At 62.7% G+C, this 13,681-nt stretch carries 14 protein-coding genes; 5 read left to right on the forward strand and 9 right to left on the reverse strand.

The window, feature by feature from the left end; all coding sequences use genetic code 11:
* The first annotated feature begins 11 nt into the window (after positions 1-11).
* The gene (locus HX821_RS06355) at positions 12-1,574 is read left to right on the forward strand and encodes a murein L,D-transpeptidase (RefSeq protein WP_003210192.1); all 1,563 of its coding nucleotides are present in this window, start codon (positions 12-14) and stop codon (positions 1,572-1,574) included.
* Here HX821_RS06355 and HX821_RS06360 read toward each other — a convergent pair.
* Positions 1,571-2,071: an AAA family ATPase gene (locus HX821_RS06360; RefSeq protein WP_177035436.1), complete on the reverse strand. Its 501-nt coding sequence runs from the start codon at positions 2,069-2,071 to the stop codon at positions 1,571-1,573. The genes HX821_RS06355 and HX821_RS06360 overlap by 4 nt on opposite strands.
* A gap of 45 nt (positions 2,072-2,116) precedes the next feature.
* The gene (locus HX821_RS06365; protein ID WP_008435376.1) at positions 2,117-3,175 is read right to left on the reverse strand and encodes an alginate lyase family protein; all 1,059 of its coding nucleotides are present in this window, start codon (positions 3,173-3,175) and stop codon (positions 2,117-2,119) included.
* 130 nt (positions 3,176-3,305) lie between these two features.
* Between HX821_RS06365 and dapF the strand changes: the two genes are divergently transcribed.
* Entirely contained in the window at positions 3,306-4,139 is an 834-nt protein-coding gene (gene dapF / locus HX821_RS06370; RefSeq protein ID WP_177035437.1) for a diaminopimelate epimerase, read from the forward strand.
* Here dapF and HX821_RS06375 read toward each other — a convergent pair.
* Entirely contained in the window at positions 4,108-5,283 is a 1,176-nt protein-coding gene (locus HX821_RS06375) for a PAS domain-containing sensor histidine kinase (RefSeq protein ID WP_177035438.1), read from the reverse strand. The genes dapF and HX821_RS06375 overlap by 32 nt on opposite strands.
* Positions 5,270-6,088, reverse strand: a complete 819-nt coding sequence (locus tag HX821_RS06380) for an alpha/beta fold hydrolase (RefSeq protein ID WP_177035439.1) — start codon at positions 6,086-6,088, stop codon at positions 5,270-5,272. The genes HX821_RS06375 and HX821_RS06380 overlap by 14 nt, the downstream gene beginning before the upstream one ends.
* A gap of 127 nt (positions 6,089-6,215) precedes the next feature.
* On the opposite strand from HX821_RS06380, the gene HX821_RS06385 reads away from it, so the two are divergent.
* Positions 6,216-7,421: a YgcG family protein gene (locus HX821_RS06385; protein WP_177035440.1), complete on the forward strand. Its 1,206-nt coding sequence runs from the start codon at positions 6,216-6,218 to the stop codon at positions 7,419-7,421.
* 14 nt (positions 7,422-7,435) lie between these two features.
* Here the strand turns inward: HX821_RS06385 and HX821_RS06390 are convergent, their stop codons facing one another.
* Positions 7,436-8,116, reverse strand: coding sequence for a class I SAM-dependent methyltransferase (locus HX821_RS06390; RefSeq protein ID WP_177035441.1), 681 nt, complete (start codon positions 8,114-8,116; stop codon positions 7,436-7,438).
* Between the two features lie 132 nt (positions 8,117-8,248).
* Between HX821_RS06390 and HX821_RS06395 the strand changes: the two genes are divergently transcribed.
* A complete protein-coding gene (locus HX821_RS06395; RefSeq protein WP_256344164.1) occupies positions 8,249-8,764 on the forward strand; it encodes a GNAT family N-acetyltransferase in 516 nt (171 codons plus the stop codon).
* A gap of 3 nt (positions 8,765-8,767) precedes the next feature.
* Here the strand turns inward: HX821_RS06395 and HX821_RS06400 are convergent, their stop codons facing one another.
* Both HX821_RS06400 and HX821_RS06405 read right to left on the reverse strand, forming a co-directional pair.
* On the reverse strand, positions 8,768-9,193 hold the full coding sequence (locus HX821_RS06400; RefSeq protein ID WP_008435362.1) for an N-acetyltransferase: 426 nt from the start codon (positions 9,191-9,193) through the stop codon (positions 8,768-8,770).
* A 16-nt stretch (positions 9,194-9,209) separates the two neighbouring features.
* Positions 9,210-9,776, reverse strand: a complete 567-nt coding sequence (locus HX821_RS06405) for a TetR/AcrR family transcriptional regulator (RefSeq protein ID WP_177008604.1) — start codon at positions 9,774-9,776, stop codon at positions 9,210-9,212.
* Between the two features lie 101 nt (positions 9,777-9,877).
* Between HX821_RS06405 and HX821_RS06410 the strand changes: the two genes are divergently transcribed.
* Positions 9,878-11,317, forward strand: coding sequence for an amidase (locus tag HX821_RS06410; RefSeq protein ID WP_177035443.1), 1,440 nt, complete (start codon positions 9,878-9,880; stop codon positions 11,315-11,317).
* Positions 11,318-11,482: 165 nt separating this feature from the next.
* On the opposite strand, the gene HX821_RS06415 is transcribed toward HX821_RS06410, so the two are convergent.
* Positions 11,483-11,974: a GNAT family N-acetyltransferase gene (locus HX821_RS06415; protein WP_177035444.1), complete on the reverse strand. Its 492-nt coding sequence runs from the start codon at positions 11,972-11,974 to the stop codon at positions 11,483-11,485.
* A 221-nt stretch (positions 11,975-12,195) separates the two neighbouring features.
* On the reverse strand, positions 12,196-13,611 hold the full coding sequence (locus HX821_RS06420; RefSeq protein WP_003210161.1) for a cytosine permease: 1,416 nt from the start codon (positions 13,609-13,611) through the stop codon (positions 12,196-12,198).
* Between the last annotated feature and the right edge of the window lie 70 nt (positions 13,612-13,681).

Genomic DNA, 13,681 nt, shown 5'->3' on the forward strand with positions numbered 1-13,681 from the left:
GAGCTAAGCGATTGTTCAAAAAACACGCATGTTACTTGAGCATTTGCCTGCTCGTTGCACCGCTGGTCGCGACAGCCGAAGACCTGTTGGTGGTGTCGCCGGCCCCGGTGCAATTGGCGCTCTCGCAATTGTCGACCGTTTGCCCAGGCCCGGCCGGGCAGGTCGATGCGCCTTCCCTGGCGCGTTTGCAGGCGTTTTATCAGCAGCAGGGCGACGTGGTGCTGTGGTCCGAGGGGGATCGCCGCGCCGCATTGCTAGCCCAACTGCAGTTGCTGGCCGACGATGGCCTGGACCCGACTCACTATAGACTGCCCCCGGCGGATGCCACGGGGAACGTGCTGTGCATCGATATCGGTACCAGCCAGCAGTACCTGCAAGCCCTGCAGGACCTGCATTTCGGCCGCTTGCAGCAGTCGCGCTTCGAGCCCGTCTGGCATTCGCAACCGGCCCCGGACCCCGACACTCAATTGCTGGCCATGGCCGAGGCCGGCATGCAGAACGTCGCCCAAGCCTTCGACCAGGCCCGCCCGAGCGCGCCGCTATACCTTGGCCTGCGCAGTGCCTACGCCGCCTTGCGCCAGCAACCGTTGCAGCATTGGGAAGCCGTGGCCAGCGGCCCGTTGCTGCGCCCGGGCATGGACGATTCGCGGGTGCCGCAACTGGCGCGGCGAATGGTCAATGGCGGCTACCTGAGCGCCACCTCCGCGGGGACGCAATACCGTGGCGAGTTGGTCAACGCGGTCAAGACCTTCCAGCAAAGCCATTCCCTGCAAGCCGACGGCGTGATCGGCCCTGGCACGGTCACCGAGCTGAACATCAGCCCGGCGATTCGCCGCGAACAATTGCGCATCAACCTTGAACGGTTTCGCTGGCTGTCCCGGGACCTGGAACCCGAGGGCGTGCTGGTGAACGTGGCAGCGGCGCAACTGAGCTTCTACCAGGGCGGCGTGCCCGTGTGGCAAACCCGCCTGCAAGTCGGCCGCGCCGACCGCCAGACGCCGCTGCTGAAGTCGCGCATCACCCGGCTGACCCTGAACCCCACCTGGACCATCCCGCCCACCATCATGCGCGAGGACAAGCTGCCGGCGATCCGCCTGAACCCCGAATACCTGCGCCAGCAGAACCTGCAAGTGCTCGACAGCCAGGGCAACCCGCTGGCACCGGAACAGGTCGACTGGTCGCACCCCGGCAACATCCTGCTGCGCCAGGGCGCCGGCCCGCGCAACCCGCTGGGCCGGATCGTGCTGCGCTTTCCCAACCCGTATTCGGTGTACTTGCACGACACGCCGAGCCAGCCGCTGTTCTCCAAGGGCCCGCGGGCTTTCAGTTCGGGGTGTGTGAGGGTTGAGCAGCCACTGCTGCTGCGGGACTTGCTGGTGAGCCCGGCGGAGAAGATCCGCACCGAAGAACTGCTGGCGACGGAAACCACCCACGAGTTCCGGCTCGCGACGCCGGTACCCGTGTTGTTGGGGTACTGGACGGTGCAGGTCGATGGCAAGGGCGCGTTGCTCTACGCGCCGGACATTTACGGGCGGGACCCGGTGTTGATGAAAGCGATGGAGAGTGCGCTCTAGGCGCTTAGCTGAGCGTTGATCATCGTCAGCGCCTCATGGGGAGGCAAGCGCGCCGTATCGACGGTCAATGGCGACTCGGCCCATGGCTCATATTCATGAGCCAGGACGGACTGCCAGGTGGGCGGCGTGAGCCCCGCAATATCGCTGGTGCGTGATTCCACGCGACGTTGGTGTTCGTGTGGGTCGGAGCACACCACCTGGATATTCACCAGCGGCTTACCGGCGCTTAGCGCAGTGTCGCTCCACGCCTGACGACTTTCAGCCACCGGGTTAACGCAATCGACGACAACCGTGTGGCCCAGCAACAGGTTGCTCAACGCCAGCGCATTGGCCACCTGGTAACCGCTGCTGCCCACACCTTGCTCCAGTACCCCTGCATCGCGGATGGCCTGCTCGATGGTGTCGATGCGCAGATACACGGCGCCGGATTGGCCGGCAAGGGCCTTGGCAATTGTGGTCTTCCCGGTGCCGGGCAGGCCGCTGAACACAATAAGCATGGTCGATCCTTCGAAGGGGTGAGTCGGCTCAGTCTACCGGGCGACTCACTTCAAATAACAGGCGCTGATCCAGTCCGAAGGCTTGGGCGCGAGTTGTTCGGCCACTGGCAGATACCGGGCGTCCAACTGCGCCGCCAGCCAGTACAGCGTATTGCTGCTTTTCGGGTTCCATTCGCCGCTGTAGCCAGGCTCACCTACGCGGGCCCGGTCCCGGTCGAACTGCACGTGGGTATGCACGAACTCTTCGTGGCTGCGCTGGCCTTTGGCATACGGCGCAAGCCAGTCCAGTGCTTCGCTCAGCGAGCCGCCGTGGGGCGCGGTGACGTCCAGCCAGTTGCCGCCAATGCCGTAGGGCTTGGCCGCCAGCGCGGCCTGCACCAGCGGCTCCAGGTCGTAGACCACATAGTGCAGGGCGTCACGGTCCTGGAAGTCGCTCACCGAGCCGTCGGGCAGTACGTTGTCGTTGATCTGTTGCCGGAACAGCTGGAAGGCCTGTTCGAGCATCTCGCGGTCGCCCAGTGCAGCGGCGGCCACCGTGACCAGTTTTACGCGGTGGCTCTGCCAGTTATTGGTGTTGGTGGCTTTCTTTTCGCCGTGGAACTGCTTGATGCGCTCGATATAGCCATTGCCCAGGTTGGTCAGCAGCGCGCGGGTGGCGTCGCGGGTCTGGGGGCGAAGGTCGCTGGCGGTGAGGGCGTAGGCGCTGATCAGCATGTCGAGGTTGGTTTCGTCGATCGGGTTGAAGTCCGGCTGGTAGGTGCTGGCCCACGCGCTCAGGTAGTCATCCACTTGCTTGAGGTAGCGCGTGTCACGGCTCAGGCGCCAGGCCAGGGCCGCTTGGCGCATGACTGGCCAATCCTTCTCGGCGGCGATACTTTGCTCGCGGATGCCGTGGTTCGGCAGGGTACCTTCGGTGTGCAGATGGGGCAGGGCGTCGGGCTGGTCGCCGAGGTGGCGCTGGGCGGCAGCCAGCAGCGATTTGGAGGTCGGATTTGAGGTGGCGGGCTGGCAGGCACTCAGGACCTGGGGCGCGGCAAAGGCGGCGTTGGCGAACGCGGCGAGCAGCGCGGCGAGGGCCACGGTGTGCAGAGGGCGTTGGAGCATGCTGTTCCTCAGGGATGGATTGACCCGATCGGGGCGCAGCCACGCTACCATGCCCGTGATGGGAATTTGATGAAATACCCGCCAGCCCTCTATCCTTGCAGGCCTTGCCCGGTCGAGAACAGGACGCCCCATGACTTTGCAGTTCGTGAAGATGCACGCCCACGGTGATGATTTCATCGTGATCGACCGGCGCGGCCAGGATGACCCGATCACCGCTGAAATCGCCCGCCGCCTGGGTGACCGTCATCGCGGCATCGGCTTCAATCAATTGGCCGTGGTGCTTGACTGCACTGACGCGGCTGCCCGCATCACATTCTGGAACCCCAACGGCACCCCGCTCGACACCTGCGGCAGCGCCACCCGCGGGGTTGCAGACATGCTGATGCGCGAAGCCGGCACTGCCACCCTCGTGCTGCGAACCAACCGGGGGCTGCTGACCTGCGTGCGCGAATCGGGACAGCGGGTGTCGGTGGACATGGGGCTGCCTTCATTGGGCTGGGAAGAAATTCCGCTGGCGCAGGCGATGGACACCGAACGCTTGCCGCTGGAGGGCGACCCGGCGGCGTGCAGCATGGGCAACCCGCACTGCACCTTCTTTGTCGATGATCTGGCGACGGTCGATATTGCGGCGGTTGGCCCGTCACTGGAAACCCACCCGTTGTTCCCCAACAAGACCAATGTGCATTTCGTGCAGGTACTCGACCGGGGTCATATCCGCCTGCGCATCTGGGAACGGGGCGGCGGTATCCCGCAGGGCTCGGGTTCGTGCTGTTGTGGCGCGGTGGTCAACGGGATTCGTCGTGGGCTGCTGGATGACACCGTCGACGTGCAATGCGATGGCGGTACCCTGACGGTGCAGTGGGATGGGCACGGCGGCGTGGTGTTGACGGGGTCAGTCCAAACCGTTGTTCACGGCACTGTGGCGGCCGCGCTCATGGGTGGCGCAATGGAAAGTGCACACTGAAGGTAGTGCCCCGGTCCGGGCTTGAACTCACCGAAACACCTCCATCATGGGCCTTGGCAATTTCCCGCACGATAAACAGCCCCAGGCCAACGCTACGCACCTCACTGTCCTGCTCCGTGCCTCGGGTCATGGGTTCAAACAAGCCAGCCATCAACGCTTCGGGAATCGCCGGCCCCTGGTTATGCACCGAGAGCCGGCTCTCTTGCGCGTCCTGGTGCGAGGTGATGGTAATCGGCTGTTGCAGGTCGCCGTACGCCACGCTGTTGGCCACCAGGTTGCCGATGATTTGTTGTATGCGGTCGGCATCCAGGAACGTGCGGGCGCTGCCCGTGGCGTGATGTTCGAGGGTCGCCGTGGGGAACGCCACTTGCAACTCGTCGAGACTGTCACGGGTGACGGCGTGCAGGTCGAGTGCTACGGGATTGATGCTGATGCCCTGGCCGACTCTGGCCTGGGTGAAGTCCAGCAAGTCGGCGATCATCCGCTGCGCCCGTTCGGTGGACAGGCCGATATGCCCCAGGAGTTGGCGCTCCTTGGGGCTGCGCTCGCCACGGGCGAGGAACTCCGAGGCCATCTTGATCGCGGTAAGCGGGTTCTTCAGGTCATGGCTGACAATCGCGACCATCTGCTCGGCAAACAGCGCCCGGCGCTGGGCGATTTCATAGGCGCTGCTCAGTTCGGCCTGGGCCTGATGCAGCGCGACTTCAGCGGCGGTCTTTTCCTGCAGCAAGGCTTCAGCCAGTTTGCGGGCGTTGAGCAGTTCGCGCTCGTACTTGTCACGGTCGGTGGTGCCGAAAAGGGCCAGTTCGTTGTAGGCAATACCGGCATGTTCGTGCCTGACGCCGTTGAGCAATACCGTGACGGTGCGCCGGTCACGGTGCAGCAGGTCGAGTTTCACTTCGGCGATGGAGCCTTGCATTTTCATCAGTGGCGCCAGGTGCGTCTGATGGAAGATCCGCCCGCCCATCGTCAGCAGGTCCTGGAACCGTCGTTCCTTCAACTCCTCTACGCTGAAGCCGGTCCAGTCGCTGAAGCACTGGTTGGCCTGCACGATGGTGCCGTCTTCCCGGGTGACGACCAAGGCGCAGGGCGCACCGTCGAACAAACGTTGAGAGTCCGGCAACGACAGGTTATCGGCTGGCATCGGCACCCACCCATGGCAACAGGAAACTGTCCATGGCCGCTGAACAGGCGCCGGGTGCGCTCATGTGCGGGCAATGCCCCACGTTATCGACCAGGCAGTACGTGCTGGCGGGCAACGCGGCATGCAGGTACTCACCGACGCACACCGGTGCGATCAAGTCGTCGGTGGATTGCAGAATCAGGGTGGGGGTCATCAGGCCCGCGATGTCCTGGCGGTTGTCCGACAGGAACGTCACCCGTGCGAAGCGCTTGGCGATGTCGGGCTCGGTGCGGCAGAAACTGTTGGTCAGTTCTTCGCCAAGGGCAGGTTGCCCGGGTGCGCCCATGATTACCGGGGCCATGGTGCTGGACCAGCCGAGGTAATTGCTATCGAGGGTATCGAGCAACGAATGGATATCGTCGAGGGTGAACCCGCCCGTGTAGTCACCGGAATCGATATAGCAGGGCGAAGGGCCGATCATCACATGGGCGGCGATTGTTCCGGGCGCCTGGCGATCGGCCAGGGCGCCGATCATCGCGCTGACGGAGTGCCCCACCAGCACCACCGGGCCCACGGCGTATTCATCAATGACCTCACCCAGATCATGGGCGTAGCCGGTCAGTGAGCTGTATTTTTCGCTGTCGTACGCGCTCAGGTCAGACTGGCCAGCCCCCACCAGGTCATACAGCACCACGCGGAAACGGCCGGTGAAGTGAGGAAACAGATAATTCCACATGGTTTGATCACACCCGAAGCCATGGGAGAAAACCAGGGTCGAGGGACCGCTGCCATACACCCTGACGTTGTTGCGCTGCTGAAGGTCCATGGCGTTCTCGTGTAGGGCGTGTGTGGGGGTGGCGTAAGTCTAGATAGTCGGTGGCGTCGGGTCACCTGTTTATAGCGTCGATAGGGTAAAGTCGGCCGATTCAGGATGAAACTTCAGGTAACAAAACATGATGGTGTTCCTACGGCAATGTGTCTTGGGCTTGCTGCTGATCGTTTCCGGCTCGCAAGTGTGGGCCGATACCGTTCCCCCGGCGCCGGTCACGGTTGCGCTGGACCAGCGCGTGATCGACCTGACCCAAACCCTCGACGCTGCCACTCAATCGCGTATGACCACGCAACTCGCCGGTCTGGAACAACGCAAGGGCGCACAGGTGGCGGTGATGCTGCTGCCGAGCACCCAGGGCGTTGGCATCGAGGACTTCGCCAACCAACTGTTCCGTGCCTGGAAACTGGGGCGCAAGGACGTCAACGACGGCATCCTGCTGCTGGTGGCGAAAGACGATCGCAAGGTTCGGATCGAAGTCGGTTACGGCCTGGAGGGCGTGGTCACCGACCTGCTGGCCCACCGCATCATCGAGGAACACATCACCCCGGCGTTTCGCCAGGGCGATTACGCCGGCGGCGTGCAGCAGGCGGTGGACGACCTGACACTGTTGGTGGACGGGGGCAATTTGCCCGAGGTGGCCAAGGCCGGTTTTCCGCCTGAAGCGTATGCGGTACTCCTGGCATTCATGTTTGGCGGGGTGGTCGGGGTATTGATGGGCGCCGAAAAACTCCCTTGGCGCCGGGCCCTGATGGCGGTGGTCGGTGTCACCGTGGTGCTGGTCGCGGTTGCGGGCGGCAAGGACTGGCCGGTCTATTTGCTGTTGCTGCCCCTGTGCATGCTGATCGGTGGCGCTACTTTCGGCGCGTTGTGGCAGGCGAGGGCGGCGTTTTACACCGTGCTGGTGCTGTTGGGCTACATCGCCGGCGTGCTGCTGACCGATAACTTCGTGCGCGAGATATCCCTTATTCACTGGCTGGCTTATCCATTCGCAGGGTTGCTGGTCCTGGGCCTGTATCTCGGCCTGTTCCTGGTGATGAAGAGCATGTGGAAAGAGAGCCAGGGTGGCTTTATCGCGCGGCTGGTGGCGGTGCTGGTGGTGTACGGGATCGTGGGGGCATTGATTGACAAGGGCGCCACGGGATGGCTGCTGGCGTTTCCCTTCGCTTCGTTCGCGGCGCTGTTCATCTTTGCCCACGGTATCAGCGGCGGGTCGGGGTCGGGGTCGGGTGGGGGCTCCAGCTCCTCCGGTTCGAGTTCCAGTTCCAGCAGCAGCTCATCGGGTGGTGGTGGTTCCAGTGGTGGGGGTGGGGCGTCGGGGAGTTGGTAAGCCTCCCCCGGAAGCTAGGCGGGCTTGTAGGCAATCCAGCCCTTGAAGCTGAAGCCCGCGTAGAACAGTTCCACACCTTCGAAGCCTGCCTCCCGTAGCAGCGCTTCATCGTCGTTGGGTGACAACACCGGCAAGTGGCTGCTGATGGCGGCAATCGCCCGCTGGGCATCTTCAGCCGGTACGCCGGAATCCACGGCATAGGCTACATAACGCTTCAGCCAGCGCGCTTTTTCCTCTGGCGAGGATTGGGGGAAGCTGTGATGCGCCGCAATCAAAGGCGCGCCCGGCGACAAGCGCCGCCACAGTTCTTTCAAGGTTTGCAGACGCTCTTCGGCCGGGATGAAGTGCAAGGTCAGCAAGGACGTGGCGGCATCGAACGGCCCCTCGGGCGCGGTATCGATATAGCCTTCATGCAACTGCACCCGGGCCATCAGCGGACCCAAGGTGGCCTCGGCCAGCTTCAGCATCTCGGCAGACGGGTCCACCCCCACAAACTGCCACTCGGGCTGGCTGTCGGCAAACTTCTTCAACTCCAGGCCGCCGCCTGCACCGAGTACCAATACCTTGCCGGTGGCTGGGACGCTTTCGCGCAGCAGCAGCGTGCTCATGCGCTGCAAGGACTCGAAACCCGGCACCAGCCTCACCGGGCCTTCGGCGTAGCGGGCGACAGCGTCGGGATCTGAAAACCAGGTCATTGCTGGCTCCTGTTGGCGGGGGAAGCGACAACCCTACTGGGGCAAATTCAGGCTGGCAATTGAAGAGATGTGCAGTTGTGTTAAAACGTTGCCTTTGCTGATTTTGAGAGTACCCCTCGAATGCTTCCCGACATGCTTATCCGCGATGCACGGCCTGAAGACGCGTTATGCGTTGGTGTGCTGGGCATGCAGGTTTTTCTCGATACTTACGCCACCGAAGGCATTCGCGACTCAATCGCCGCCGAGGCGCTGCAAGCGTTTTCGCCCCAGACGATTTCCGCGCTGATCGCCCAGCCGGGCACGGCCATCATCGTCGCTGAATCCAACGGGCATCTGGTGGGGTTTGCCCAGGTTGCGATGGACACCGGCCATGCGCTGATCTCAACCCCGAAACCGGCGGAGTTGCAGCGGCTCTACATCCAGGAACGGTTTACCGGGCTCGGACTCGGCTACCGTTTGCTGCAAGCGGCTGAACAGCGTGCAGGGCAGGGTGGCGCTTCTTTGTTGTGGGCGACGGTGTGGGTCGGCAACGAGCGGGCGCTGGGTTTTTACCCGCGTCGTGGTTATGAGCTACTGGGGGCGCCTACGTATACGTTCCAGAATGAAACCCATGAAAATCGGTTGTTTGGCAAAAGGCTTGGCGTCTAGCCGTCAGAGCGTTTTGCTGAGGAAAACCCGGCTGCTGCCTTGCGGGTCGCATGGTATTTCACCAAAACGTACCCACCCATTCTTCTCGTAAAATTCCGGGGCCTGGAAACTGATGGTGTACAGCACCGCCGAGCGGCACCCTCGGTGACGGGCTTCGTCTTCGAACGCCTTCAGCAGCGATGTACCCAGGCCTGAACCACGCAGCGCATCGGGCAAATGGAACAGGTCGAGGAACGCCATGCCGAGGCTGGTTTTGCCGGTGATGCCGCCGAGGGTTTCACCGGTGTCGGGATCCTTGATCAGCACCGTCAACGGACGTCGGTCATTGGAGCCGGTGATGTGTTCGTTGAAGGCGGCGAGTCCCTTGCCGAGAAGCTGCTCGGCTTCGGCGTCTGGTTGGTCACCTATCTCAATCAAATGCTGTTTCATCAGGTTCTGCTCCCTGTCAAAGCCGTTCCCGCACCATCCGCATCAGCCGTTCACCCACCTGATCCACGCCTTTGTTTTGCGCAACCACCTGGGCACCTTCCATCAACAACGTCAGCTCTTCAGCCAGCTCCCCGGGCTTGCTCGCCTTGAGCTGCGTGCACAGCAGCTTCACCCGCTCAAACTGGCGTTTTTTATGCGCCTGGATCAGCGCTCGCGCAGGGTGATCGGCCTCCGGAATTTCCGCGAGGGTGTTGGTAAACGGGCAACCGCGATAGCCCGCCCGTTCCAGGTCGTCGACGATAAAACCCGCCAAGCCCAGCAGCTGTTCCCTGGGGGAGTCGGGGTGTTGCTGCGCCAGGCCATCCAGCACATCGCTGTAGCTTTCCGTCAGGCGCTCCAGCCACTCCAGCACCAGCGCATCCTTATTCTCGAAATGCCGGTACACGGTCATCTTGGTCGAGGCGGCCAGTGCCGCAATGGCATCCACGCTGACACGGGTGATGCCCTGTTCGACAAACAGCGTTTGCGCCGCATCGACGATCCGCTCGCGGGGCGGCAGTTGAGGTGTCCGTTGCGCACGCATGCACATTCTCCACTTGACAGCGATACCATGGAGTATCGCATGATACTTATCGGTATCGTCCGATACCGAAGAGTATTCATCATACCCGTTTGGAGGGTTTCATGTACCTGTCTGAATATGCCGATCAGGATGCTACCGGCCTGGCACGCCTGATCCACACCCACGCTGTCAGTGTCGACGAGGTGCGCGCGGTGGCCTTGCAAGCCATCTTAGTCGTCAACCCGCAGATCAACGCCTTGGTGGAAGCCTGGGACGATGAACCGGTTGCGGCCCAAGGCCCGTTCCATGGCGTGCCGCTGCTGCTCAAAGACCTGGGCGTCAGCGCCGCAGGCCGCCGCAATGAACTCGGCAGCGCGCTCGCGCAGGGCTGCACCGCCGATGCCGACTCGGAACTGATGACCCGCCTGCGCCGCGCCGGCCTCATGCCGTTGGGCCGCACCACCACCCCCGAATTCGCCGCCAGCACCACCACCGAAAGCCGCTTTTCAGGCCCCACCCGCAACCCGTGGGACGTGCAGCGCAGCGCCGGTGGTTCCAGCGGCGGCTCGGCAGCGGCGGTGGCGGCGGGGTTGGTACCGGTGGCGCATGCGACCGATGGCGGCGGCTCAATCCGCGTACCCGCGTCCATGTGCGGCCTGTTCGGGCTCAAGCCGAGCCGTGGTCGCGTGCCCATGGGGCCGGACGTCGACGAAGTCTGGAGTGGTTTGGCAGTGCACGGGGTATTGACCCGTTCGGTACGCGACAGCGCTGGCATGCTCGACGCGATCCATGGCGGCGCGCCTGGAGATCCGTTTCACATAGCACCGCCGGAAAGCAGCTTTTCGGCGCTTGCCCAACGGGCCCCCGGTTCGTTGCGCATTGCCCTCCAGAGTCTGCCTTTAAGCGGGCAAAAGCTGCATCCGGCGGTGGAACAGGCGCTGCTCAATACCGCCAAACAACTGGAAGCACTGGGTCATCAGGTTGAAGAAATCCAGCCGGACATTGGCGTCAGTTGGGAGGCGTTTGTCGAACTCAATGCGCGCTTCTGGTCGTCGAATACGGCAGCCTGGATAGATGCAGTTGCCGGCGCGACGGGTCGTTCGATCAGTGCTGAATACCTGGAACCGGCGACACTGGCGTTGTATCGCCTGGGCAAGTCACTGCAAGCGATAGACCTGTTGGGGGCCCTGTGGGAACGCAACATCGTCGCGCGCCACATGGGTGACCTGTTCCAGCGATATGACGTGCTGCTGTCGCCCACACTGCCCGGGCTGGCGCCGATGATCGGCGACTACATCCAGGGGCAGGCGCAACTGGACGGGCGAGGGTGGATGAATCGAGTGTTTGCGCATTCGCCGTTTACCGCGCTGGCCAACGTCATTGGCGCGCCGGCGATGTCGGTGCCGCTGGGTCATGATTCCCGGAGCGGGCTGCCGATCGGCATGCAGTTCATGGGCGCGTTTGGTCAGGAGGGCATGTTGCTTGGCCTGGCGACGCAACTGGAACGGGCAACGCCTTGGGCTGCACGTCGCCCGCACGTGTGGGCCGGGGGAAACCTGTAACCCAAGGCAAATGCTTTCCCTGTAGCGAGGGAGCTTGCTCCCGTTGGGCTGTGCAGCAGCCCCAAAACCGGTCACCAGGTCTCTGAAAAACCGCATCCACTGAATCAGGGGCGCTTCGCACCCCAACGGGAGCAAGCTCCCTCGCCACAGGGGGGAGTGCGATGGCTAGATATCCATCACCATCTCATGCCATGCCATCCCGCCGTGGTCCGACGCCGACGGCTGCACATAGCGATAGCCCATGCGCTTATACAGCTCCACATGCTGGTCCTTGCACATCAGGTGAATGGTCTTCTTGCCCATCGCCTGCATGCGCTGCACGAACTCCGTCATCAAGCGCGTGGAGTAGCCCTTGCCTTGCTGGGCGGGATCCACCACCACCGACATGATCACCACATTCGGCGCATCGGCTGAATGCCCGACCAACTCCTTGAAGGCCTCATCCGACATCACCACTTCATCGGCGCAACCGCAGTTGATGAAACCGACCACAACACCATCCGCCTCCAGGATCAGAAAGCCTTGCGGGTACAGCGCAATGCGCGTGGCGATCTTTTCCAGGGTCGCGGCTTCGTCGCCTTCGTAGGCCGAGATTTCGATCTCGTAGCAACGGTTGGCGTCTGCGGGGTTGGCGTTACGGAAGGTGAGGGCGTGCATTGGGTTACCAGAGAAATTGAACGACAGCCCCCATGATAAAGAAAGAACACCCCGACAGCACCGCCGAACACAAAACCCACTCACACCACCGACCCCCTATGGGAGCCGTCGAGCTTTAGCGAGGCCGCGATGGCGGCCTTCCTGGCACCATCAATATTCGCCAAGCCGGATAACTGGAAAACCCGCAAATGCGGGTTTTCTCGTAACTGAGCCAGGCTCTATTAAACCCCACCCACCAACTTCCCCCCCTCCAACCGCCGCTTATACGCACTGTCCCGACTCGCCAACCAGAAATACAACGGCGACGTCACCACCAACCCCACCAACCAGGACAAATCCGCCCCGTTGATATGCGCCGAAATCGGCCCGACATACAGCGGCGTATTCATAAACGGAATCTGCACCACAATCCCCACCGCATAGGCCACCAGCGCCTGGGGGTTGTACCGGCCATAAATCCCTCCATCCACGCGAAAGATCGAACCGATGTCGTACTTGCCCTTATGGATCGCGTAGAAGTCGATCAGGTTGATCGCCGTCCACGGCACCAGCACCACCAGCAGCACCAGCACCATGTCCACGAAGTGCCCGATAAAATCCTTCGACGCAAACACCGCCGCAATCGAGCACGCCGCCAGCACCAGCACCGAGATCACGGCACGCGCCTTGGCGGTCGGGATCCAGCGGTAGGCAAAGGTCTGTACCAGGGTGATCAATGACAGCACGGCGCCGTACAGGTTAAGTGCGTTGTGGCTGATCACGCTGAGCAGGAACAGCAACAGCATCAGCGGGCCAATGGAGCCGGTCGCCAGTTTGACCGCGTCCATGGTGTCCATGCCCACCGGCGTAGCCAGTACCGCAACCGCACCAAAGATGAACGACAGGCTGGAACCGAGCACGGTGCCCAGATAGGTGGTCCAGAAGGTCGACGCCACCGGCACATCCGCCGGCAGGTAGCGGGAGTAGTCAGACACATACGGCGCAAACGCGATTTGCCACAGCGCGGCCAGCGACACGGTGGCCAGCCAGCCGGAGATGTTGAAGTTACCGCGCGTCAGGAAGTCGGCCGTCTGCACATGGGTGAAGATGTAGCCAAACCCCAGCACGATGCCCGCGCCCAGCACCCAGGTACCGATGCGGTTGAGGACGTGGATGAAGCGGTAGCCGATGATGCCGATGATCCCCGAGCCGATGGCGCCGATGACGATGCCTACCGGTACCGGGATCGCGTCGACGACGCCGTGCAGGGATTTGCCCGCCAGTACGATGTTGGAGGCGAAGAAGCCGATGTACATCACGCCGGCGATCACCACCACCAGCAGTGCGCCAAGGGAGCCGAACTGGGCGCGGCTCTGGATCATTTGCGGGATGCCCATTTGCGGGCCCTGGGCCGAGTGCAGCGCCATCAGCACGCCGCCGACGAGGTGGCCGACGAGGATGGCGATGATGCCCCACACCAGGTTCAGGCCGAACAGTTGCACGGCCAGCGCGCCGGTGACGATGGGCAACGGCGCGATGTTGCCGCCGAACCACAGGGTGAACAGGTCTCTTACCTTTCCGTGGCGATCTTCCGGGGGCACGTATCCAATCGTGTGTTTTTCGATAAGCGGGGCGGAGGATGTTGCAGTGGTAACCATGACGAGCTCCAAGGCAAGGTGAGTACGTTGACGTACTTCGCTGGGCGGCGCGTGTGCGTCGCTTTTGTTG

It is taken from the genome of Pseudomonas sp. B6001 (assembly GCF_013386015.1).
GTDB lineage: Bacteria > Pseudomonadota > Gammaproteobacteria > Pseudomonadales > Pseudomonadaceae > Aquipseudomonas.

Bases quoted from the DNA above. Each gene is read 5' to 3' on its own strand.
- HX821_RS06395 (WP_256344164.1), top strand. From the start codon at position 8,249: ATGCTTATCCGCGATGCACGGCCTGAAGACGCGTTATGCGTTGGTGTG.
- HX821_RS06365 (WP_008435376.1), bottom strand. From the start codon at position 3,175: ATGCTCCAACGCCCTCTGCACACCGTGGCCCTCGCCGCGCTGCTCGCC.
- HX821_RS06390 (WP_177035441.1), bottom strand. From the start codon at position 8,116: ATGACCTGGTTTTCAGATCCCGACGCTGTCGCCCGCTACGCCGAAGGC.
- HX821_RS06400 (WP_008435362.1), bottom strand. From the start codon at position 9,193: ATGAAACAGCATTTGATTGAGATAGGTGACCAACCAGACGCCGAAGCC.
- HX821_RS06405 (WP_177008604.1), bottom strand. From the start codon at position 9,776: ATGCGTGCGCAACGGACACCTCAACTGCCGCCCCGCGAGCGGATCGTC.
- HX821_RS06380 (WP_177035439.1), bottom strand. From the start codon at position 6,088: ATGGACCTTCAGCAGCGCAACAACGTCAGGGTGTATGGCAGCGGTCCC.
- HX821_RS06415 (WP_177035444.1), bottom strand. From the start codon at position 11,974: ATGCACGCCCTCACCTTCCGTAACGCCAACCCCGCAGACGCCAACCGT.
- HX821_RS06385 (WP_177035440.1), top strand. From the start codon at position 6,216: ATGATGGTGTTCCTACGGCAATGTGTCTTGGGCTTGCTGCTGATCGTT.
- HX821_RS06420 (WP_003210161.1), bottom strand. From the start codon at position 13,611: ATGGTTACCACTGCAACATCCTCCGCCCCGCTTATCGAAAAACACACG.
- dapF (WP_177035437.1), top strand. From the start codon at position 3,306: ATGACTTTGCAGTTCGTGAAGATGCACGCCCACGGTGATGATTTCATC.
- HX821_RS06375 (WP_177035438.1), bottom strand. From the start codon at position 5,283: ATGCCAGCCGATAACCTGTCGTTGCCGGACTCTCAACGTTTGTTCGAC.
- HX821_RS06410 (WP_177035443.1), top strand. From the start codon at position 9,878: ATGTACCTGTCTGAATATGCCGATCAGGATGCTACCGGCCTGGCACGC.
- HX821_RS06360 (WP_177035436.1), bottom strand. From the start codon at position 2,071: ATGCTTATTGTGTTCAGCGGCCTGCCCGGCACCGGGAAGACCACAATT.